The organism is Acidovorax sp. Root267 (assembly GCF_001429215.1).
Classification (GTDB): domain Bacteria; phylum Pseudomonadota; class Gammaproteobacteria; order Burkholderiales; family Burkholderiaceae_C; genus Acidovorax; species Acidovorax radicis.
The window spans coordinates 772,133-791,293 of sequence record NZ_LMJC01000001.1 but is presented as its reverse complement, the minus strand read 5'-3'; the positions used below and the strand labels follow the sequence as shown (position 1 = coordinate 791,293).

The following is a 19,161-nucleotide window of genomic DNA, read 5'->3' as shown; positions in this document are numbered from 1 at the left end:
ATGGCGTTGACCATTCTGTGCGTGACCTTCACGCTCCTGCTGCTGCTGGGCGTGCCCGTGGCCTTTTCCATCGGTTTGTCGTCACTGGCGACCATCCTGTATGAAGGCCTGCCGCTGGCGGTGGGCTTCCAGCAGATGATTTCGGGCATGAACCCGTTCTCGTTCCTGGCGATTCCGTTCTTCATCTTCGCGGGCGAGATCATGATGTACGGAGGCATTGCCGACCGCATCGTGGTGTTCGCCAAGAGCGTGGCCGGCCATGTGCGCGGCGGGCTGGGCATGAGCAACGTGCTGGCCTGCACGCTGTTCGGCGGCGTCTCGGGCTCGCCCGTGGCCGACGTGTCCGCCATGGGCGCCGTGCTCATCCCGCAGATGAAGAAAGAGGGCTACCACGCCGACTACGCGGTCAACGTGACTACCCACGCATCGCTGGTGGGCGCGCTCATGCCCACGTCGCACAACCTGATCATCTTCACGCTGGCCGCCGGCGGCAAGGTGAGCATTGCCGCGCTGATCCTGGCCGGCATCGTGCCTGCGCTGCTGCTGACCGTGTGCAACCTGCTGGCAGCCTACCTGGTGGCCGTCAAGCGCGGCTACCCGTCGGGCACGTTCCCCGGCTGGGAGATCGTGTGGATCTCGTTCCGGGCGTCGGTCCCCGGGCTGGCCGTGGTGGTCATCATCATCGCGGGCATCTTGTCGGGGGCGTTTACGGCCACGGAGTCCGCCTCGGTGGCGGTGATCTGGGCGTTGCTGCTGTCGGTGTTCGTCTACAAGAAACTCACCCGCGAGCAGTTTCTCAAGGCCGCCTCCAAGGCCGTCAAGACCACGGGCACCGTGCTGCTGCTGATCGGCATCTCGTCGATGTTCGGCTACCTCATCGGCCTGTACGGCGTGGCCGAGCTGACCGGCGAGGCACTCAAGTCCATGAGCACTTCGCCGTGGGTCATCTTCCTGTGCGTGAACATCATCCTGTTCATCCTGGGCACGTTCCTGGACATGGCGGCCACCATCCTGATCTGTACGCCGATCTTCCTGCCCATCTGCCAGCAGTTCGGCATGAGCACGGAGCAGTTCGGCATCGTGATCCTGATCAACTGCGCGCTGGGCCTGAACACGCCGCCGGTGGGAACCACGCAGTTCATTGGCTGCACCATCGGAGGCATCTCCGTGGGTGAGGTGATGAGAACCATCTGGCCGTTCTACAGCGCGCTCATCGTGGCGCTGATGCTGGTGACGTACGTGCCGCAGTTCTCGATGTGGCTGCCGGACCTTGTGCTCAAGGGCGGTGGGTGAAGCGCGGGGGGCTGGCCGCAACCAGCCGGCCCCCTGCCTTGGCTTGTCCACCGGGTGTGACGACGTGAAGGCAGTGCCCTGTGCGCGGCGCCTGGGATGACCCTGGCGGCGGCATGGCGCGATTTTTTGTGCAAGCTGTGTAGCGCCAGCAAGAAGTTAAAGAAGTGACAGACCCGATGCGAGAAGCCCTCACCATCCGCATGCATGCGGAAGACAACGTCGCCATCGTCGCCAACGACGGTGGCCTGCCCGCCGGCACCGTGCTGCCGCCCGGCGTGCCCGGCGCTGGCATTGCGCTGCGCGACAAGGTGCCCCAGGGCCACAAGGTGACACTGACGGACATCCCTGAAGGCGCAGTGGTGCGCCGCTACAACGTGCCCATCGGCTACGCGCTCAAGGACATCCCCGCAGGCAGCTGGGTGCACGAGCGGCTACTGCAAATGCCTGCAGCCCGCGCGCTGGAAGGCCTGCCCATGGCCACGGTGAAGCCTCCGGTGCTCGAACCCCTCACCGGCTACACCTTCGAGGGCTACCGCAACGCGGACGGCTCGGTGGGCACGCGCAACATCCTGGCCATCACCACCACCGTGCAGTGCGTGGCCGGCGTGGTCGCGCAGGCCGTGCACCGCATCAAGACCGAGCTGCTGCCGTTGTTTCCGAACGTCGACGACGTGATCGGCCTGGAACATACCTACGGCTGCGGCGTGGCGATCGACGCGCCCGACGCGGTCATCCCCATCCGCACGCTCAAGCACATCAGCCTGAACCCCAACTTCGGCGGCGAGATCATGGTGGTGAGCCTGGGCTGCGAGAAGCTGCAGCCCGATCGCCTGCTGCCCCCGGGCAGCTTCCCCATCACCGACGAGCGCGACGCCGCACTCGGCCCCGAGACGGTGTGCCTGCAGGCCGACCACCACGTGGGCTTCATGTCGATGCTCGACGACATCCTGCAAAGCGCCAGGCCCCACCTCGCGCGCCTGAATGCCCGCCGCCGCGAGACCATCCCGGCCAGCGAGCTGGTGCTGGGCGTGCAGTGCGGCGGCAGCGACGCGTTCTCGGGCGTCACCGCGAACCCGGCCGTGGGCTTTTGCGCCGACCTGCTGGTGCGCGCCGGCGCCACGGTGATGTTCAGCGAGAACACCGAGGTGCGCGACGCGGTCGAGCAGCTCACCAGCCGCGCAGCCACGCCCGAGGTGGCCGAAGCCATCGTGCGCGAACTGGGCTGGTACGACCGCTACCTGGACCGCGGCCGCGTGGACCGCGCGGCCAACACCACGCCGGGCAACAAGGCGGGTGGCTTGTCCAACATCGCCGAGAAGGCCATGGGCTCCATCATCAAGAGCGGCACCGCGCCCATCTCGCACGTGCTGGCCCCGGGCGAAAAACTGCGCCGCGACCAGCGCGGCCTGGTGTATGCCGCCACGCCCGCCAGCGACTTCATCTGCGGCACGCTGCAACTGGCCGCCGGCATGAACCTGCACGTCTTCACCACCGGCCGGGGCACGCCCTACGGCCTGGCCGAATGCCCCGTGGTCAAGGTGGCCACGCGCAGTGACCTGGCGCGCCGCTGGCACGACCTGATGGACATCAACGCCGGCAAGATCGCCGACGGCGAAGCCACCATCGAAGACCTGGGCTGGGAGATGTTCCGCCTGCTGCTCGACGTGGCCAGCGGCCGCAAGAAGACCTGGGCCGAGCACTGGAAGCTGCACAACGCGCTGGTGCTGTTCAACCCCGCACCCGTCACCTGAACCCCGCCGGGCCCCGGCCCTTTGTGTTCCCTCTTCAACAGCCCTTGCCTGCAAGGGCTGTTGTCCTTGAAAGACCGTTTCTCATGGGTCACACCCGATTTTCCGACCGCAAGGTCGTGGTGGCGCTGGCGCTGCTGTGTTGCCTGCTGTGGGGCAGCTCGTACCCTGCCATCAAGACCGGCTACGCCTGGTTTGGCATTGCCAGGAGCGACATTCCCTCGCAGCTGGTATTCGCCGGCTGGCGCTTTCTGGGGGCGGGGCTGATCCTGCTGGCCTGGGCCGTGGCCACGCGCAAGGCCATCTGGGGTCTGGGCTTTGCAGCAGGGCGGCAGCTGATAGTGCTTGGGCTGGCGCAGACCACGCTGCAATACGTGTTTTTCTACGTGGGGCTGGCGTACACCACAGGGGTCAAGGGTTCGATCATGAATGCCACGGGCACCTTCTTCAGCGTGCTGCTGGCGCACTGGGTCTATCACAACGACCGCCTGAGCCACGCCAAGCTGTGGGGCTGCCTGGTGGGCTTTGTCGGAGTGATGGTGGTCAACCTGGGGCGCGGCACGTTAGACATGGATTTCACGCTGCTGGGCGAGGGCTTTGTGGTGATCGCCGCGTTGGTGCTGGCTGCGGCCAGCATCTATGGCAAACAGGTCTCGCAGCGCATGGATTCGGTGGTCATGACCGGCTGGCAGCTGGGGTTGGGTGGCGCCGCGCTGCTGGCCATCGGCGGGGCGCTGGGCGGCTCGCTCACCGGCTTCACCTGGGGCTCGGCCGCGCTGCTGGTGTACCTGGCGCTGCTGTCGTCGGCCGCGTTCTCGCTGTGGAGCATCTTGCTCAAGCACAACCGCGTGAGCCAGATCACGGTGTTCAACTTCACGGTGCCGATCTTCGGCGCGGCGCTGTCGGCGCTGTTCCTGGGCGAGGCGCTGCTGGAGTGGAAGAACCTGCTGGCCCTGGTGCTGGTGTGCGCGGGCATCTGGCTGGTCACGCGCGATACGCCCGAGCCACCTGTTGCCAAATAGACTTGCGGCCATGGCCTATTCCCTATCACGCGAAGCGTTTCAGCGCGACCTGCACGGGCAGCGCACCGATCTTTTCACCCTGCGCGGCGCAGGCGGCCTGCAGGTGGCCGTGAGCAACTACGGCGCCCGCCTGGTGCAGGTGGCGGTGCCCGACGGGCAGGGCGGCCTGGCCGATGTGGCACTGGGTTACGACAGTCTGCAGGGCTACCTGGACGGGCAACTCTCCATGGGCGCATTGATCGGGCGCTGGGCCGGGCGTTTGCGCGCAGGCAAGCTCACCCGGCCGGATGGTTCGCTTCTGCAATTGCCCACCAACAGCGGCCCACACCACCACCATGGCGGGCCACGGGGCAGCCGCTTTCAGGTGTTCGCGGTCGAAGACGTGCAGGCCGATGCGCTCACCCTGAGCCACACCTTTCGCACCGAAGACGACGGCGTACCCGGCGATGTGCGCGTGCAGCTTCACCTGCAGGTCACGGCCGACAACGCACTCCACATGGCCTGGACGGCGGAGGCGCTGCACGCTCCCACCATGCTGAACCTCACCGGGCATGCGTTCTTCAACCTGGCGGGCCGTGGCAGCACCCACGGCCACACCTTGCAGGTGCCCGCCAGCCGCTATGTGCCGCTGGCAGCCGACGTGTGCCCCACGGGCGCGCTGGCTGGCGTGTTGGGCACGCCATTCGACTTCCGCGAGGCCCGCCGCGTGGGCGACGCAGTGGCAGCGCCCAGCGAGCAACTGGCCCTGGCCGGTGGGCTGGACCACTACCTGGTGCTGGACGAATCGGATGCATCCCATGCGCCGCCTGTGTCATCCATCACCCCAGCCGGCCTGCGGCTGGCCGCGCTGCTGAGCGAGCCCGGCAGCCGCCGTGCGATGGAGGTCTGGAGCACAGCGCCCGGTGTGCAGGTCTATGCAGGCCATGGCCTGAAGGCGGACCCGGCGCGGGACCTGGGCCGTGGCGCGCTGCAGGGCGACTGGCTCTGGCAGCCAGGCGACGGCATCTGCCTGGAGCCCATGGAGTACCCTGATGCGCCCAACCACGCCGCCTTTCCCATGCGCTGGTTGGCGCCCGGGGAGATGGTGCGGGGGGCGATCGTGTACCGGTTTTGCAGCCTCTGAGCGCAGTGGTCAGCGAGGTGCCCGTTTTTCGGCATGCCGCGCTACCATGCCCCCTGGCTTTCAACCGAGGTCGTTCATGGACACAAGCTACACCCCCAGTACCGATTGGCAAGAAGTGGTGGCCCCCGACGAGGCCCAGCGCTTTGCCGGATATGCGCGCCAGTTCGCCGAACTACAGGCGCGCAAGTCGCACAAGTACGGCACAGGCCGGGGCTTGCACCGCAAGCAGCTCACCGCCGCGCGGGGCCAGCTGCAGGTGCTGGGCGATCTGCCTGCATTTGCGTCCCACGGGCTGTTTGCCCAGCCCGGGCAGTACGACGTGCGGGTGCGGCTGAGCAATGGCGGCATGGACAAGACCTCCGACCGCAAGCCTGACATCCGGGGCTTTTCGTTCAGCGTGTTGGGCGTGCAGGGCGATTCCGCCCTGGGCAATGGGCCCGCCAAAAGCCAGGACTTCACGCTCATCAACCAGGAGAAGTTCGCCTTTCCCCAAAGCGGCGAGTTCGTGGACTTTGTGGTGGCGGCCTCGCATGGCGGCGGCGCGTTGATCAAGTTCCTGGTGCAGCGCCACGGGCTGCTGGGGGCCGCCAAGCAGATCGCCAAGACGGTCAAGACCTTCGGCCGGCCCTTCGGCGGCTTTGCCGCCCATGCCGTACACAGTGCTGCGCCCATCGCGTGTGGGCCCTATGCGGTGCGCGTGCGGCTGGTGCCCCATGTCGCCAATGGCGCACCGGTCACCCAGGTGCAGGACGATTGGAACGCCGAGTTTTCTGCCCGTCTGCGCCAGCAGGACCTGCAATGGGATTTGCAATTGCAGCCCTTCGTGGACGAGGCCACCACCCCCATCGAAGACGCGAGCGTGGACTGGCCCACGCCCTACACCACCGTGGCCCGGCTGACCTTGCCCCGGCAAGACCCCGCGGCCGACCCCACGCTGGCCGAGCAGGTGGAGGCCGCCGTGTTCGACCCCTGGCAGGCCCTGGCGGCGCACCGCCCGCTGGGCGATGTGATGCGCGCCCGCAAGGTGGTGTACTTCGAGAGCCAGAAGGGGCGCGGGGCCGCATAGTCTGCGGCTTTTTTTTCAGGGAGCCCCGCCGTCCACGGCGTCCGCCCCGTGCCACCGGAGCGTCCCGGAGTGCCTCTAAGTTTCGTCTAAGTGTTGGTGTCCACACTGCCCTCCATCGCAACTCCGATTGGAAAGGCACCACACCATGAACACGACCACGCTGACCTCCAACCCCCGCCACCTCATCCTGGCCCTGGTGGCCGCAGGGGCGGTGGGCGCCACGGGCGCGGGCCTCATCACCGGGCACCAGGCGCGCGCTTTGACCCCCACCGCGCCCATCGTTGCGCAGACCCCGGCCGCCCCCGGCGGCGCGCTGCCCAGCTTTGCCCAGATCACCGCGCAGAACGGCCCGGCCGTCGTCAACATCAGTGTCACGGGCAGCACCAAGACGGCGATGGCCAGCGACGAAGACGACGATGAAGGGCAACCCGCCGCGCGCCAGCGCCGGGGCCCGCAGATCGATCCGAACGATCCGTTCTACGAGTTCTTCCGCCAGTTCGGCTTTCCCGGCGCGGGCGCGCAGGGCCAGCCCAACGTGCCCACGCATGGCCAGGGCTCGGGCTTTATCGTCAGCCCCGACGGCCTGGTGCTGACCAATGCCCACGTGGTAAAGGGTGCGAGCGATGTCACCGTCAAGCTCACCGACCGGCGCGAATTCCGCGCGAAGGTGTTGGGCGCCGACCCCAAGACCGACGTGGCCGTGCTCAAGATTGACGCCAAGGATCTGCCCACCGTGCGCCTGGGCAGCACGCGGGACTTGCAGGTGGGCGAATGGGTGCTGGCCATCGGCTCGCCCTTTGGCTTCGAGAACAGCGTGACGGCGGGTGTGGTCAGTGCCAAGGGCCGCTCGCTGCCCGACGACAGCCTGGTGCCCTTCATCCAGACCGACGTGGCCGTGAACCCCGGCAACTCGGGTGGGCCGCTGTTCAATGCGCGCGGCGAGGTGGTGGGCATCAACTCGCAGATCTACAGCCGCTCGGGCGGCTACCAGGGCGTGTCGTTCTCCATCCCCATCGAGCTGGCCGCCAAGATCAAGGACCAGATCGTCGCCACCGGCAAGGTGCGCCACGCGCAATTGGGCGTGGCCGTGCAGGAGGTGAACCAGGCGTTTGCCGAATCGTTCGCGCTCGACAAACCCGAGGGTGCGCTGGTCGCCAGCGTCAGCAAGGGCAGCCCGGCCGACAAGGCGGGCCTGCAGGCTGGTGACGTGATCCGCCAGGTGGACGGCCAGCCCATCGTGGCCTCGGGCGACCTGCCCGCCTGGGTGGGCCAGGCGCAGCCGGGGCAGCAGGCCAGGCTGTCGGTGTGGCGCCAGGGCAAGCCGCTGGAGCTGACCGCTACGCTGGGTGATTCCAGCGACAAGGCCAGCAAGCAGGCGCGCAATGACGATGCCGTGGGCAAGGGCCAGCTGGGCCTGTCGCTGCGCCCGCTGGACCCCGAGGAGCGCCGCGAGGTGGGTGTGAGCGAGGGCTTGGTGATCGAACAGGCGCGTGGCCCCGCTGCGGCGGCCGGTGTGCAGCCGGGCGATGTGTTGCTGGCCATCAACGGCGCACCCGCCAGGAACATCGACCAGGTCCGCACGGCCATGGCCAAGGCGGGCAAGTCGGTGGCGCTGCTGATAGAGCGCGATGGCAACAAGATCTTTGTGCCAGTGCGCCTGGGGTAAGCCGTGAGGAGCGCCTGCCGTCGGCAATGCCCTCGCGGCGGGCGGCTCCTGTCAGCGCGGCAGCGCCTCCACTTCCTTGGTCCAGCGGTCAATCAGGCGCCTGCGCTCGGCAGCCTTGCCGTATTTTTCAAAGTCGTATTTGATGAGCCTGACGTTGTCCAGCGTCGGGATGCGCGGGTCCATCTTGAAGCTCTTGTTGGCCGGCACCTGGTAGCTGCCCACCTGGGCGCCCACGGCCTGGCCTTCGGCGCTCATCAGCCAGTCGTAATACTTCTTGGCGTTCTCCATGTTGCGCGCACCTTTGATCAGGGCAATGCCACCGATCTCGTAGCTGGTGCCTTCGCAGGGGGCCTGGGTCTTGACCGGGTACTTGTCGGCCTTCCACTTCTCGAAGTTGAACATGAAGGTGATGCCCACCCCCACTTCGCCCTTGGCCACATTGGGCGCTTGCGCCTGGCCGCTGCGGGTGTAGGTGGTGGTGTTCTTGTGCAAGGCCTTGAGGTAATCGAAAGCCTTGTCCTCGCCCATCAGCTGCACCAGGCCTGCAATCACGGTGTAGGCCGTGCCGCTGGAGGCCGGGTGCGAGATTTCCACCTCGCCCTTGTACTCGGGCTTGATCACATCGGCCCAGCATTGCGGCTCGGGCAGTTTCTTCTTCTTGAGGGTATCGGTGTTGTAGCCAAAGCCGATGGCCGAACTGTAGAAGCCCCCCACCTGGTTCCCCGACATCGCGTACTGGCGCACGCTCCAGCCGTGCAGATCCTGGAGATAGCCCGGGCGGTATTCGGCCAGAAGACCTTGCTCGGCCACCTGAAGGAACGGGTCGCCCGTGCCACCCCACCAGATGTCGGTCTTGGGGTTGTTGGCCTCGGCACGCAGCTGCGCCGCGATTTCGCCCGTACCCTTGTGCGCCTGGTTGACCTTGATGCCGGTCTTTTTGGTGAACTCCTTGGCGGCGGCTTCGCACCAAGGGGCGTCGGTGCTGCACAGCGCATTGACCACGCCTTGTGCCTGCGCGCCTGCCGACAAGGCCGCCAGCGCGGCGGCCGCAGCAATGAACCGGATTTTGTGGAATGCCATCGCTCTTGCTCCTTACGTTCTGTTTTTGTGGCCCGAGACAGGGGTCGGGTTGTTCGCCCAGCGCCCGTTGATTGTGGCAGTGATGTGACATGACAAACGGTGCGCCCCCCCGTGAGGCCCTGTCCACGGCAAGCCGTGGCACCGCCGCTATCCTTGGCGGACTACATTTCACCGATCCTTTGGACCCGTTGCCATGCGCCTGCTGCTCGTTGAAGACGACCCCATGATCGGCGAAGCCGTGCTGGACCTGCTGCGTGCCGAGCACTACGCCGTGGACTGGGCGCGTGACGGCGATGCGGCTGATACCGCCCTGCGCACCCAGCCCTACGACCTGGTGCTGCTCGACCTGGGCCTGCCCAAACGCGACGGCCTGGCCGTGCTGCGCGACCTGCGTGCCCGCAAGAACCGCACCCCCGTGCTGGTGGCGACCGCCCGCGATGCCGTGGCACATCGCATCGAGGGGCTCGACGCCGGGGCCGACGACTACGTGCTCAAGCCCTACGACCTGGACGAGTTGCTCGCCCGCATCCGCGCCCTGCTGCGCCGCGCCGCGGGCCGGGCCGAACCGGTGTACGAACACAAGGGCGTGTGCATCAACCCCGCCACGCGCGAGGCCACGGTGCAGGGTGTTCCTGTCGTGCTGTCGGCGCGCGAATGGGCGGTGCTGGAGCCGCTCATCGCCCGGCCTGGCATGGTGCTGTCGCGCCAGCAGCTCGAAGACAAGCTCTACGGCTGGGGCGACGAGGTGAGTAGCAACGCGGTGGAGGTCTACATCCACGGCCTGCGCAAGAAGCTGGGGGCCGAGGTGCTGCTCAACGTGCGCGGCGTCGGCTATTTAGTACCCAAGGTATGACCTACAAGCTCACCCCGGCCCTCCACGGGCTGCTTCCCCGATCACTGCGCATGCGACTGCTGGTGTTTTTGCTCGCCGCCATCGTGCTGGCCGGGGCGGTGCAGGGCGCGCTGGCCTACCGGGGCGCACTGGCCGAGGCCGACACGCTGTTCGACTACCACATGCAGCAGACCGCGCTGGCGCTGCGCTCGGGCCTGCCGGTGGACGCGCAGGGCCTGGGCCCGGGGCTGGACCCCGAGGACGAGAACCACGAATTCGTCGTGCAGGTGTGGACCAACGAGGGCCTGCGCATTTTCGAATCCGCCGTGGGCGCGGAGCTGCCGCAGATCGCCGTGCTGGGTTTTACCGATGTGCAGGCGCGCGGTGGCACCTACCGCGTGTTTTCGATGCAGACGCGCTCGCAGGTCATCCAGGTGGCGCAGAACATGGCCGCGCGGCGCGACATGGCCCGCAGCCTGGCACTGCGCACGCTGGCGCCGTTGGCCATCATGGCGCCGCTGTTGGTGCTGGCCGTGTGGTGGGGCGTGAGCCGGTCGCTGGCCCCGGTGGAACGCGTGCGCCGCCAGCTGGCCCAGCGCCAGGCCGACGACCTCTCGCCCGTGAGTGATGCGCAGCTGCCCGACGAAGTGCAGCCGCTGGTGAGTGAACTCAACCTGCTGTTCGAGCGCGTCCAGCGCGCGTTCGATGCCCAGCAGCATTTTGTGGCCGACGCCGCGCACGAGCTGCGCTCGCCCCTGGCCGCGCTGCGCCTGCAGCTGCAGGGTCTGCAGCGCGCGGGCGACGACACCGCGCGTGCTGCCGCCATCGAACGCCTGTCGGCCGGCATCGACCGCGCCACGCGCTTGGTGGAGCAGCTGCTTACCCTCGCCCGGCAAGAGGCCGCAACCGCCCCCTCCGAGCCCGTGGACCTGCGCGCTGTGGCCCAGCTGGCCCTGGCCGACGTGGCCCCCGCGGCGCAGGTGCGCAGCATGGACGTGGGCCTGCTCGACTCCGACGCCGCCACCGTATCCGGAAATGCCGAGGCCCTGCGCATGCTGGCGCGCAATCTGCTGGACAACGCGATCAAGTACACCCCACCCGGCGGCCAGGTGGACCTGCAGGTGCGCAGGGAGGGCGGCCACGCCGTGCTCACGGTGGAAGACAGCGGCCCCGGCATCGCCCCCGAGCACCGCGAGCGCGTGATGCTGCGTTTTGTGCGCGAAACCTCGGAAGGCGCCCCCGGCAGCGGCCTGGGCCTGGCCATCGTGCAGGCCATTGCACAGGCCCATGGCGCCACGGTGCAACTGGGCGCTTCGCCGCGCCTGGGGGGCCTGCTGGTGACCGTGCGGTTTGGCTGAGATCTGCTGGTAGCAAGCGCCTTGGACGCAGGTACTGTCTGTTGACAATGCTTCAAATTTAATAGCTATTGACGCTTGATAGACAAGCGCTGGAGGCCAAAAAACTTCAAAAGTTGAAGCTAAAAATACCTGCAGACGCCGTCGCCTCTGCGCCAGGCCCCGTGAGCGCCTCGCCGCACAATGCGCAGGCGCCGCATCCATCGCGGGGCCCTATCTCCCGCTGTCAAAGGACACCACCGCATGCACTTCATCGTTCTCGGCGCAGGCGCCATTGGTTGTTATGTGGGTGGGCGCCTGGCAGCGCACGGCCTGCCGGTGTGCCTGGTGGGCCGCCCGCATGCGCTGGAGCCCATCGCGCAGCAGGGCCTGAAGGTGTCCGACCTGGACGGATTTGACCGCACCGTGCCCGTGTCCGCGCTGCAACTGGCGCACACACTGGCAGACGCCGCGCCCAGCGCCGACAGCATCATCCTGCTGTGCGTCAAAAGCGGCGCCACCGAATCCGCCGCACGCGAGCTGGCTGCGGCTTGTGCCCCCGGCACCCCGGTGATCTCGCTGCAGAACGGCGTGGACAACGTGGCCCGCGTCGCGGCGCTGGCGCCTGGCCTGAACGTGCTGGCGGGCATGGTGCCCTACAACGTGGTGCTGCGCGGCGCGCAGGTGCACCGTGCCACCGCAGGCCACCTGCAGCTGCAGCACGATGCTGTCACCGAGCGCATCGCGCCCCTTTTCAACGCCGCAGGCCTGGCCACGGTGCTGCCCGCCGACATCCGTGCGGTGCAGTGGGGCAAGTTGCTGCTCAACCTGAACAACCCGGTCAATGCGCTGTCCGACTTGCCCCTGCGGCAAGAGCTGCTCGACCGCGACTGCCGCCGTGTCTTCGCCGCCCTGCAGACCGAGGCGCTGAGCGTGATGGCCCGCGCGGGCATCACACCCGCCCAGGTCACCGCCGTGTCGCCCATGCTGCTGCCCCATGTGCTGCGGCTGCCCAACTGGCTGTTCACGCGGCTGGCCAAACGCATGCTGCAGATCGACGCCACGGCCCGCTCGTCGATGTGGGACGACCTGGAGGCCGGGCGCGTGACCGAGATCGATGCGCTCAGCGGCGCGGTAGTGCGGCTGGCGGTGCAGCACGGGGCGCAGGCACCGCTCAACGCCCGCATGTGCGAGCTGCTGGGCGGGCCGCGCCAGCGCCTCACGGGTGCGCAGATGTGCAAGATGCTGGGGCTGTGATCAGGCGGCTGGCAGCGCCCGGTCCAGCGGCACATGCAGCCCGGCCTTGAGGCAGCCCAGTGCCACCGAGGTCCTGAACCGCCGCACGTTGTCATCCCCCTCGAACAGGCGCCGCGTCAGCGCTTCGTAGTCCTCCATCGACGCCACGGTCACCACCAGCAGGTAGTCCGCCTCGCCCGTCACGCTGTAGCACTGCTGCACAGCGTCTTCGGCGGCAATGCGCGCGCGCAGCGGGGCGGTGCGGTCGGGGCGCTCGTTTTCCAGGTGCACCTCCAGCACGATGGTCAGCGGTTTGCCCACCTTCACCGGGTCCAGCACGGCGACGTTGGCGCGGATCACGCCGCTGTCCTTCAGCCGCTGGATGCGACGCTGCACAGCGGGTGCCGACAGGTTGACCGCCTGGGCAATCACGCGCTGGGGCGTGGTGTTGTCGGTCTGCAGGATGTCCAGGATGGCGAGGTCAAAGCGGTCGAGTGCTGCGGGGGCGGTCATTCATGGCTCCGGTGGGCGGGCGGCGGCGAGTGAAAGTTGCGTGGAAGGCCTTCAAACAGAGCCAAAAACACGCACAGGTCGAACTATATTTTTACGCATGAGCGCTTCTCTCTTTCAACGTTTTTTCCCTTTCCTTGCCGTCCTGGGCTCCGTCACCGCGTTGGGCATCGGCACCTCCTGGGCCAAGCACTGGCTGTTTCCCGTGGTGGGCGCGCAGGGCACCACCGCTGTGCGGGTGGGCTTTTCGGCCTTGTTGGTGCTGCTGCTGTGGCGGCCCTGGCGCTGGCATTTGTCGCGGGCCGATGCGCGTGCCGTCGTGTTGTATGGCGCGGCCCTCGGCGCCATGAACCTCATGTTCTACATGTCGCTGCGCACCCTGCCGTTTGGCCTGGCGGTGGCCATCGAGTTCTCGGGGCCGCTGGCGGTGGCCATCTGGTCATCCCGGCGCGCCGTGGATTTTGTGTGGGTGGCCCTGGCCATGGCCGGGCTGGGCATGCTGCTGCCGCTGGGGCTCAACGGCAGCACGCTGAACCCGGTGGGGGTTTTGTACGCGCTGGGCGCAGCGGTGTTCTAGGCGCTCTACATCGTGTTTGGCAAACGTGCTGGGCATCTGCACGCGGGGCATTCGGTGTCGCTGGGCTTGCTGGTGGCGGCGCTGGTGGTGGTGCCGGTGGGTGTGGCGCATGCGGGCGCTGCGCTGCTGTCGCCCACGGTGCTGCTCATCGGCGTGGCGGTGGCGGCGGTCTCCAGCGCCATCCCGATCTCGCTCGAAATGATGGCCTTGAAGCGCCTGCCCAAGGAGGCCTTCGGCATCATGATCAGCATGGAGCCTGCGGTGGCCGCCGTGCTGGCCCTGGTGCTGCTGGGCGAGCACCTGAGCGCCATCCAGTGGCTGGCCATTGGCTGCATCGTGGCGGCGTCGATGGGCAGTGCCATGACCGCCGGCCGGCCCCAGGGCACCGACCGCGCGGCGCCGCAGCCAGCCTGAAGGCGGCCGGTGCCATCGCGCCCGCCTGGGCAGATCAAGGTCCGCCAAGGATGGCCTTCGCGCTGACACCCCGGCGTGGGCAAAGGATGACACGCGCAGCGCATGCTCCATGGCCAGAATGGGTCTATCTCATAGGAGCCGCCCATGATGCGCATTTCGCCGTTGCCACAATCCGAGGTCGATGAGGCTGAACGCAAAGTCAGCGCCATCCTGGCAGACCTGGAAGAAGCGACCCATTCAGAGGTCAAGGACATCGATCTGGAAGATGTGGTGGAAACCGACACCGCCAGCGGCCAGCCTGCCGTGCACCAGAGCGTGGACATCACCATACAGCCGCGCGCACAGCGCAAGTGGCTCACCAAATAGCGCAAGCAACCCGGCGCCCCTGGCCGGGCTGTCAGCCAGTCAGCCGGCGTTGGGTTGGCGGCCTTGGCGCAACTGCAACACCCGTGCAATGAGGTTGGCATAGCCTTCCTCAGCCTGCGCCAGCAGGGGCAAACCCGTCTCGCGCACAGCGCGGTCTACCGCGTCGGCCCAGTCGGGTGTATTGGGCTCTGCCTGGGCGCAGGCCATGGCGCCCAGCACCAGCTCCTGCCCCCAGAAGTACACCTGTGCGGCGCGCACGTTGGCCTGCATGCGCTGCACCTCGGCCAAGGTGTGTGGCTCCGCCAGGTTCAGCCAGATGTCGGCATACAAAAAATCCACGGGCGCGCCTTGAGGTTGCCACTGCAGCGCGTCGGCCTGTACCAGCGCTACCTTGCGCGCTGCGGACTCCGGGAGCCCCTCCAGCACGCGGCAACGGCGAAACAGCTCCAGCACGTCTCCATCCCGCTCCACCACGGTCACGCGCTCCACCGAGGGCTGCAGTGCCATGTTCGCCGCGACCCAGCCCATGCCCAGGCCCATCACCACCGTGTGGCCCCGCGCGTGGTGGCAGGCCAGTTCCTGGCTTTCGATCTCCATCGGCGACAGCGACATCCAGGTTTCCCACCCGCCCGCAGCGCTTTGCCGCATCAGCACCGTCGATCCCGATGTGACACACGGGCCGCTGTGGTATCCACGGTCCAGCCCCACGCCGGTGCGCTTCATCTGCCATGGCCCCACGGCCCCGTCGGGGTACTGCGGCATGTGCCAGTGCGGGGCAAAGACGGGAAGCCCCAGCGCCTGCGCCAGTGCGCTGGCGGATGGCTGGGGGGCAAGAGGGGCGGTGGAGGGGGAAGGAGATGCCGACATAGGCTTGATCTTAGGCGGGTAAATGGCAGATGGGCTTGAGAATCTGCGCGTCCGTAGGGGCACCGGGCATTGTCCGACAGCCTCACGGTCTGCAGGATGGCGTCCAACGCGTGGAGCGGGCCCTAAAAGAGATGGAGATGAAACCCTGTTTGTTTCGTCGGCCACCTTCTCAGGAGACGCACATGCATCCATCCACTATTTCCAGTCCAGGCTCCCTGCCTGCTGATGAGGACCTGGCCGAACAAGCCCGCCCCGGCTACGGCATTCCGTCGCAAGACCCGCGGCCAGGGGCGCAGACCGCCCTGGAGCCTGAGGAGGCCGATCGCGAGGCCCATTCCGTGCTGGTGGGCGGCGGCATGATGGCGGGCGCGGCTGCCGGCGCGGCGGTGGGCGTTGCGGTCGCCGGCCCGGTGGGCGTGGTCGTTGGGGGCACCTTGGGCGGTATTGCCGGGGCGCTGGGCGGCGCGGCTGCTGGTACGGCGGTCAAGACCGAAGATGCTGGAGAGGCGGCTGACCCCGCATCAATAAGCACTGAGCACCCAGGCGCAGACAAACGCAACCGGGCCGATCAGACGCCCTGATTGGGCTGTTGAGCTGTGTTGCTCTGTAGAGGAAGCAGCCTTTTGGATTCAATGCGGCTCGGGGCTGCACGTCCGTCGGAACGTTTCAATCAGGCGGTTGCCAGCTCGCTCCATGCTTCGCCCAGCGCCTGCGCTTGCTGTAGCACCAGCTCCACGGCGGCAGCTTCCAGGTCGGGCGGGTATTTGTATTTGCGCAAGATGCGTTTCACCATGAGGCGCAGCTTGGCTTGCACACTCTCGCGCTCGGTCCAGTCCACCGTCAGGTTCTTGCGCAGGTTGTCGGTCAGTTCGTGGGCGATTTTTTTCAGCGTGTCGTCGCTCAGCTCGCGCACCGCTGCCTCGTTCTCGGCCAGCGCGGTGTAAAAGCGCACCTCGTCTTCGGTCAGCCCCAGCTTGTCGGCCAGGCCATGTGCCTCGCGGAACTTGCGGGCCATGTCCAGCAGTTCTTCCATCACCTGGGCGGTTTCAATGCTGCGGTTCTGGTAGCGCACGATCACCCCACCCAGCAGCTCCGAGAACTTTTTGCTCTGCACCACGTTGCTGGCAAAGCGGCTTTTGATCTCGCCCTCCAGCAGGCGCTCCAGCAGCTCCACTGCCAGGTTGCGTTCGGGCAGCGCCCGCACCTGGGCCAGAAAGCCTTCGTCCAGCAGGCCAATGTTGGGCTTCTCCAGCCCCACGGCGTTAAAGATGTCCACCACGCTTTCAGACACCACGGCCTGGCTGATGATCTGGCGCACCGCCAGCTCGCGCTGCTCGTCGGTGCGTTGTTTGGCGGTGATGTCGCGCTTGGTCAGGATCACCTTCACCGCCTGCATGAAAGCCACTTCCTCGCGCACCGCCTTGGCCTCGTCCAGCGTGCAGCTCAGCGTAAAGGCCTGGCTCATCGCCAGGGCCGTGTCGGCAAATCGCTTTTTGCCGTCTTGCCCGGCCTGGCGCGGCAGGCCCAGCACATGGTTGGCCGCACCCGCGAGCACGCGGTGCCCGCCCGTCAAAAAGCCGCTGTAGTCAAGCCCGTGCAGCAGGGCGCGCAGAACATCGAGCTTTTCCAGCACCACGCTGAAGGCCTCGTGCGCATCCACTGTGGGGCGCCCCCGGCCCTGCGCGGCGGTGTACTCCTTCATGGCGGCTTTGAGCTCGTTGCCAATGCCGATGTAGTCCACCACCAGGCCGCCCTGCTTGTCCTTGAACACGCGGTTCACGCGGGCAATGGCCTGCATCAGGTTGTGGCCCTTCATGGGTTTGTCCACATACAGCGTGTGCACGCAGGGCGCATCAAAACCCGTCAGCCACATGTCGCGCACGATCACGATGCGCAGCGGGTCGGCCGGGTCTTTGAAGCGTTTTTCCAGCCGCTTTTTCACCTGCGCGCTGTAGATGTGCGGGCGCAGCAGGGCCTTGTCGCTGGCGCTGCCCGTCATCACGATCTTGATGGCGCCCAGCTCGGGGTCGGCATGGTGCCAGTCGGGGCGCAGGCGCACGATCTCGTTGTACAGGTGCGCGCAGATGTCGCGGCTCATGGCCACCACCATGGCCTTGCCGCGCTGGGCGGTGTTGCGCTCTTCAAAATGCGCCACCAGGTCCTGCGCCACACGCGCCACGCGGGGCTCGGCGCCCACCACCTGCTCCAGCGCGGCCCAGCGGCTTTTCAGGCGCGACTGCACGCTTTCTTCTTCGTCTTCGGCCAGCTCGTCCACTTCGGCGTCGATGCTGGGCAGCTCGTCGGCCTTCAGGCCCAGCTTGACCATGCGGCTTTCGTAGTAGATGGCCACGGTGGCGCCGTCTTCCTTGGCCTGCTGCATGTCATATACATGGATGTAGTCGCCAAACACGGCCCGTGTGTCGCGGTCGGTGCCGCTCACGGGCGTGCCGGTAAACGCGACAAAGGTGGCGTTGGGCAGTGCGTCGCGCAGGTGCTGGGCGTAACCCACTTGGTAGTGTTCCCGGGTGGGCTCCACCGTGTTCGTCTCGGTGCCAACCCGGTAGGTGGGCGGCGCAAACTCGGCGCGGTGTGCGGGTGCGGTGCCGCTGCCTGTGGTGATGGGGTTTGCTACTGTATTAATAGCTGGTTGCGCTTGTGTATCAAGCGCTAGAGCCTGAATTTGCTTGAAATTTTCCTTGCCTTCGGCCTTGCGCACCTTCAGCCGGGCCTCAAACCCGTACTGCGTGCGATGCGCCTCATCGGCAATCACCACGATGTTGTGGCGGTCCGACAGCATGGGGTAGCTGTCTTCGTCCTCGCCGGGCATGAACTTCTGGATGGTGGCAAACACAATGCCGCCCGAGGGCCGGTTGCTCAGCAGCGTGCGCAGCTCCTGCCGGGTGCGGGCCTGCACGGGCTGCTCGCGCAGCAGGTCTTGCGCCAGGCCAAACACGCCCAGCAGCTGGCCGTCCAGGTCGTTGCGGTCGGTGATCACCACGATGGTGGGGTTCTGCAGCGCGGGCTCTTGCATCACGCGGGCGGCAAAGCAGGTCATGGTGATGCTCTTGCCGCTGCCCTGCGTGTGCCACACCACGCCGCCCTTGCCTTTGATGGCCGGGTTTCCTGGGTCTACGCCACCACCCGGCATGGCAGCAGCCACCACCTGCGCAATGGCGGCGCGTACCGCATGAAACTGGTGGTAGCCCGCGATCTTTTTCACCAGCTGGCCATCGTCCTCAAACAGCACAAAGTAGCGCAGGTAGTCCAGCAGATATTGCGGCGCCAGCACGCCGCGCACCAGGGTCTGCAACTCGTTGAACTGGCCCAGCGGGTCCAGCGTGGCGCCGTCAATCGTGCGCCACGCCATGAAGCGCTCGGCGCTGGCGCTCAGCGACCCCAGCAGCGCCTCGGTGCCGTCCGATATCACCAGCACCTCGTTGGTGTGGAACAGGTCCGGGATCTGCTCTTTGTATGTCTGGATCTGGTCGTACGCCTTCCACACGCTGGCGGCCTGGTCTGCGGGGTTCTTCAGCTCCAGCAGCACCAGCGGCAAGCCGTTCACAAACAGCACCACATCGGGCCGGCGCGTGTGGCGCGGCCCGCGCACGCTGAATTGGTTCACCGCCAGCCACTCATTGCGCTCGGGCACGGCCCAGTCCACCAGGCGCACAAAGTCGCCCACCGTCTCGTTGCCGCGCTGGTACTGCACCGGCACACCCGCCACCAGCAGCCGGTGAAACCGCCGGTTGGCCGCTAGCAGCGCGGGCGCACCCAGGTCTTGCACCTGCGCCAGCGCGTCGTCGACGGCCACCACGGGCACGGCAGGGTTCAGCCGCACCAGCGCCGCCCGCAGGCGGCCCGCCAGCAGCACCTGGCGGTAGTCGCTGCGCTCGGGCGCGGGGCCGTCGGGGGCGATGTCGGGGCCTGCAATGGGGGTGTAGCCCACGTCCTGCAGCCAGGCCAGGGTTTCGCGTTCGAGCTGGTCTTCGGTCATGCGGTCAGACCCTGGGCTGAGAGGTGGCGGATG

The 19,161-nt window shown here is 67.1% G+C and carries 15 protein-coding genes and 1 pseudogene; 12 read left to right on the top strand and 4 right to left on the bottom strand.

Annotation, left to right across the window (positions count from 1 at the left end; translation table 11 throughout):
- From ASE39_RS03485 to ASE39_RS03460, 6 genes are all read left to right on the top strand, one after another.
- Complete coding sequence (locus tag ASE39_RS03485; RefSeq protein ID WP_010459442.1) at positions 1-1,293, top strand: TRAP transporter large permease; 1,293 nt, start codon at positions 1-3, stop codon at positions 1,291-1,293.
- Positions 1,294-1,457: 164 nt separating this feature from the next.
- The gene (gene garD / locus ASE39_RS03480) at positions 1,458-3,044 is read left to right on the top strand and encodes a galactarate dehydratase (protein ID WP_057270176.1); all 1,587 of its coding nucleotides are present in this window, start codon (positions 1,458-1,460) and stop codon (positions 3,042-3,044) included.
- Between the two features lie 83 nt (positions 3,045-3,127).
- The gene (locus ASE39_RS03475; protein ID WP_057270175.1) at positions 3,128-4,063 is read left to right on the top strand and encodes a DMT family transporter; all 936 of its coding nucleotides are present in this window, start codon (positions 3,128-3,130) and stop codon (positions 4,061-4,063) included.
- A 10-nt stretch (positions 4,064-4,073) separates the two neighbouring features.
- Positions 4,074-5,186, top strand: coding sequence for an aldose epimerase family protein (locus ASE39_RS03470; RefSeq protein WP_057270174.1), 1,113 nt, complete (start codon positions 4,074-4,076; stop codon positions 5,184-5,186).
- Positions 5,187-5,262: 76 nt separating this feature from the next.
- On the top strand, positions 5,263-6,252 hold the full coding sequence (locus ASE39_RS03465; protein WP_057226275.1) for a hypothetical protein: 990 nt from the start codon (positions 5,263-5,265) through the stop codon (positions 6,250-6,252).
- A 145-nt stretch (positions 6,253-6,397) separates the two neighbouring features.
- A complete protein-coding gene (locus ASE39_RS03460) occupies positions 6,398-7,918 on the top strand; it encodes a DegQ family serine endoprotease (protein WP_010459432.1) in 1,521 nt (506 codons plus the stop codon).
- A gap of 51 nt (positions 7,919-7,969) precedes the next feature.
- Here the strand turns inward: ASE39_RS03460 and ASE39_RS03455 are convergent, their stop codons facing one another.
- Positions 7,970-8,998, bottom strand: a complete 1,029-nt coding sequence (locus ASE39_RS03455; RefSeq protein WP_057270173.1) for an ABC transporter substrate-binding protein — start codon at positions 8,996-8,998, stop codon at positions 7,970-7,972.
- 193 nt (positions 8,999-9,191) lie between these two features.
- Between ASE39_RS03455 and ASE39_RS03450 the strand changes: the two genes are divergently transcribed.
- The 3 genes from ASE39_RS03450 (at position 9,192) to ASE39_RS03440 (ending at position 12,421) form a co-directional block, all read left to right on the top strand.
- Positions 9,192-9,851 carry a response regulator transcription factor gene (locus ASE39_RS03450; RefSeq protein ID WP_057226278.1) on the top strand — a complete coding sequence of 220 codons (660 nt, stop codon included), beginning with the start codon at positions 9,192-9,194 and terminating at the stop codon, positions 9,849-9,851.
- Positions 9,848-11,188, top strand: a complete 1,341-nt coding sequence (locus ASE39_RS03445; protein ID WP_057270172.1) for an ATP-binding protein — start codon at positions 9,848-9,850, stop codon at positions 11,186-11,188. Before ASE39_RS03450 ends, ASE39_RS03445 begins: the two co-directional genes overlap by 4 nt.
- Positions 11,189-11,428: 240 nt before the next feature.
- On the top strand, positions 11,429-12,421 hold the full coding sequence (locus ASE39_RS03440) for a 2-dehydropantoate 2-reductase (RefSeq protein WP_057270171.1): 993 nt from the start codon (positions 11,429-11,431) through the stop codon (positions 12,419-12,421).
- Here ASE39_RS03440 and ASE39_RS03435 read toward each other — a convergent pair whose 3' ends face one another.
- Positions 12,422-12,913, bottom strand: coding sequence for an Lrp/AsnC family transcriptional regulator (locus ASE39_RS03435; protein WP_010459424.1), 492 nt, complete (start codon positions 12,911-12,913; stop codon positions 12,422-12,424).
- Positions 12,914-13,010: 97 nt separating this feature from the next.
- Between ASE39_RS03435 and ASE39_RS03430 the strand changes: the two are divergent.
- Positions 13,011-13,901: pseudogene (locus tag ASE39_RS03430) on the top strand (EamA family transporter).
- 144 nt (positions 13,902-14,045) lie between these two features.
- Positions 14,046-14,267 (top strand): hypothetical protein, encoded by a 222-nt coding sequence (locus ASE39_RS03425; protein ID WP_010459420.1) that lies wholly within the window; start codon positions 14,046-14,048, stop codon positions 14,265-14,267.
- Between the two features lie 39 nt (positions 14,268-14,306).
- On the opposite strand, the gene ASE39_RS03420 is transcribed toward ASE39_RS03425, so the two are convergent.
- Complete coding sequence (locus ASE39_RS03420) at positions 14,307-15,134, bottom strand: hypothetical protein (protein ID WP_057270170.1); 828 nt, start codon at positions 15,132-15,134, stop codon at positions 14,307-14,309.
- Positions 15,135-15,316: 182 nt separating this feature from the next.
- Here ASE39_RS03420 and ASE39_RS03415 point away from each other — a divergent pair, with 182 nt between their 5' ends.
- On the top strand, positions 15,317-15,715 hold the full coding sequence (locus ASE39_RS03415; RefSeq protein ID WP_010459416.1) for a hypothetical protein: 399 nt from the start codon (positions 15,317-15,319) through the stop codon (positions 15,713-15,715).
- Between the two features lie 89 nt (positions 15,716-15,804).
- Here ASE39_RS03415 and ASE39_RS03410 read toward each other — a convergent pair whose 3' ends face one another.
- On the bottom strand, positions 15,805-19,128 hold the full coding sequence (locus ASE39_RS03410; RefSeq protein WP_010459413.1) for a type I restriction endonuclease subunit R: 3,324 nt from the start codon (positions 19,126-19,128) through the stop codon (positions 15,805-15,807).
- Positions 19,129-19,161: the final 33 nt, after the last annotated feature.

Excerpts from the sequence above, each read along its gene's own strand:
- ASE39_RS03420 (WP_057270170.1), bottom strand. The coding sequence starts at position 15,134 with ATGTCGGCATCTCCTTCCCCCTCCACCGCCCCTCTTGCCCCCCAGCCA.
- ASE39_RS03470 (WP_057270174.1), top strand. The coding sequence starts at position 4,074 with ATGGCCTATTCCCTATCACGCGAAGCGTTTCAGCGCGACCTGCACGGG.
- ASE39_RS03435 (WP_010459424.1), bottom strand. The coding sequence starts at position 12,913 with ATGACCGCCCCCGCAGCACTCGACCGCTTTGACCTCGCCATCCTGGAC.
- ASE39_RS03465 (WP_057226275.1), top strand. The coding sequence starts at position 5,263 with ATGGACACAAGCTACACCCCCAGTACCGATTGGCAAGAAGTGGTGGCC.
- ASE39_RS03445 (WP_057270172.1), top strand. The coding sequence starts at position 9,848 with ATGACCTACAAGCTCACCCCGGCCCTCCACGGGCTGCTTCCCCGATCA.
- ASE39_RS03410 (WP_010459413.1), bottom strand. The coding sequence starts at position 19,128 with ATGACCGAAGACCAGCTCGAACGCGAAACCCTGGCCTGGCTGCAGGAC.
- ASE39_RS03485 (WP_010459442.1), top strand. The coding sequence starts at position 1 with ATGGCGTTGACCATTCTGTGCGTGACCTTCACGCTCCTGCTGCTGCTG.
- ASE39_RS03440 (WP_057270171.1), top strand. The coding sequence starts at position 11,429 with ATGCACTTCATCGTTCTCGGCGCAGGCGCCATTGGTTGTTATGTGGGT.
- ASE39_RS03425 (WP_010459420.1), top strand. The coding sequence starts at position 14,046 with ATGATGCGCATTTCGCCGTTGCCACAATCCGAGGTCGATGAGGCTGAA.
- ASE39_RS03455 (WP_057270173.1), bottom strand. The coding sequence starts at position 8,998 with ATGGCATTCCACAAAATCCGGTTCATTGCTGCGGCCGCCGCGCTGGCG.
- ASE39_RS03475 (WP_057270175.1), top strand. The coding sequence starts at position 3,128 with ATGGGTCACACCCGATTTTCCGACCGCAAGGTCGTGGTGGCGCTGGCG.
- ASE39_RS03460 (WP_010459432.1), top strand. The coding sequence starts at position 6,398 with ATGAACACGACCACGCTGACCTCCAACCCCCGCCACCTCATCCTGGCC.
- ASE39_RS03450 (WP_057226278.1), top strand. The coding sequence starts at position 9,192 with ATGCGCCTGCTGCTCGTTGAAGACGACCCCATGATCGGCGAAGCCGTG.
- ASE39_RS03415 (WP_010459416.1), top strand. The coding sequence starts at position 15,317 with ATGCATCCATCCACTATTTCCAGTCCAGGCTCCCTGCCTGCTGATGAG.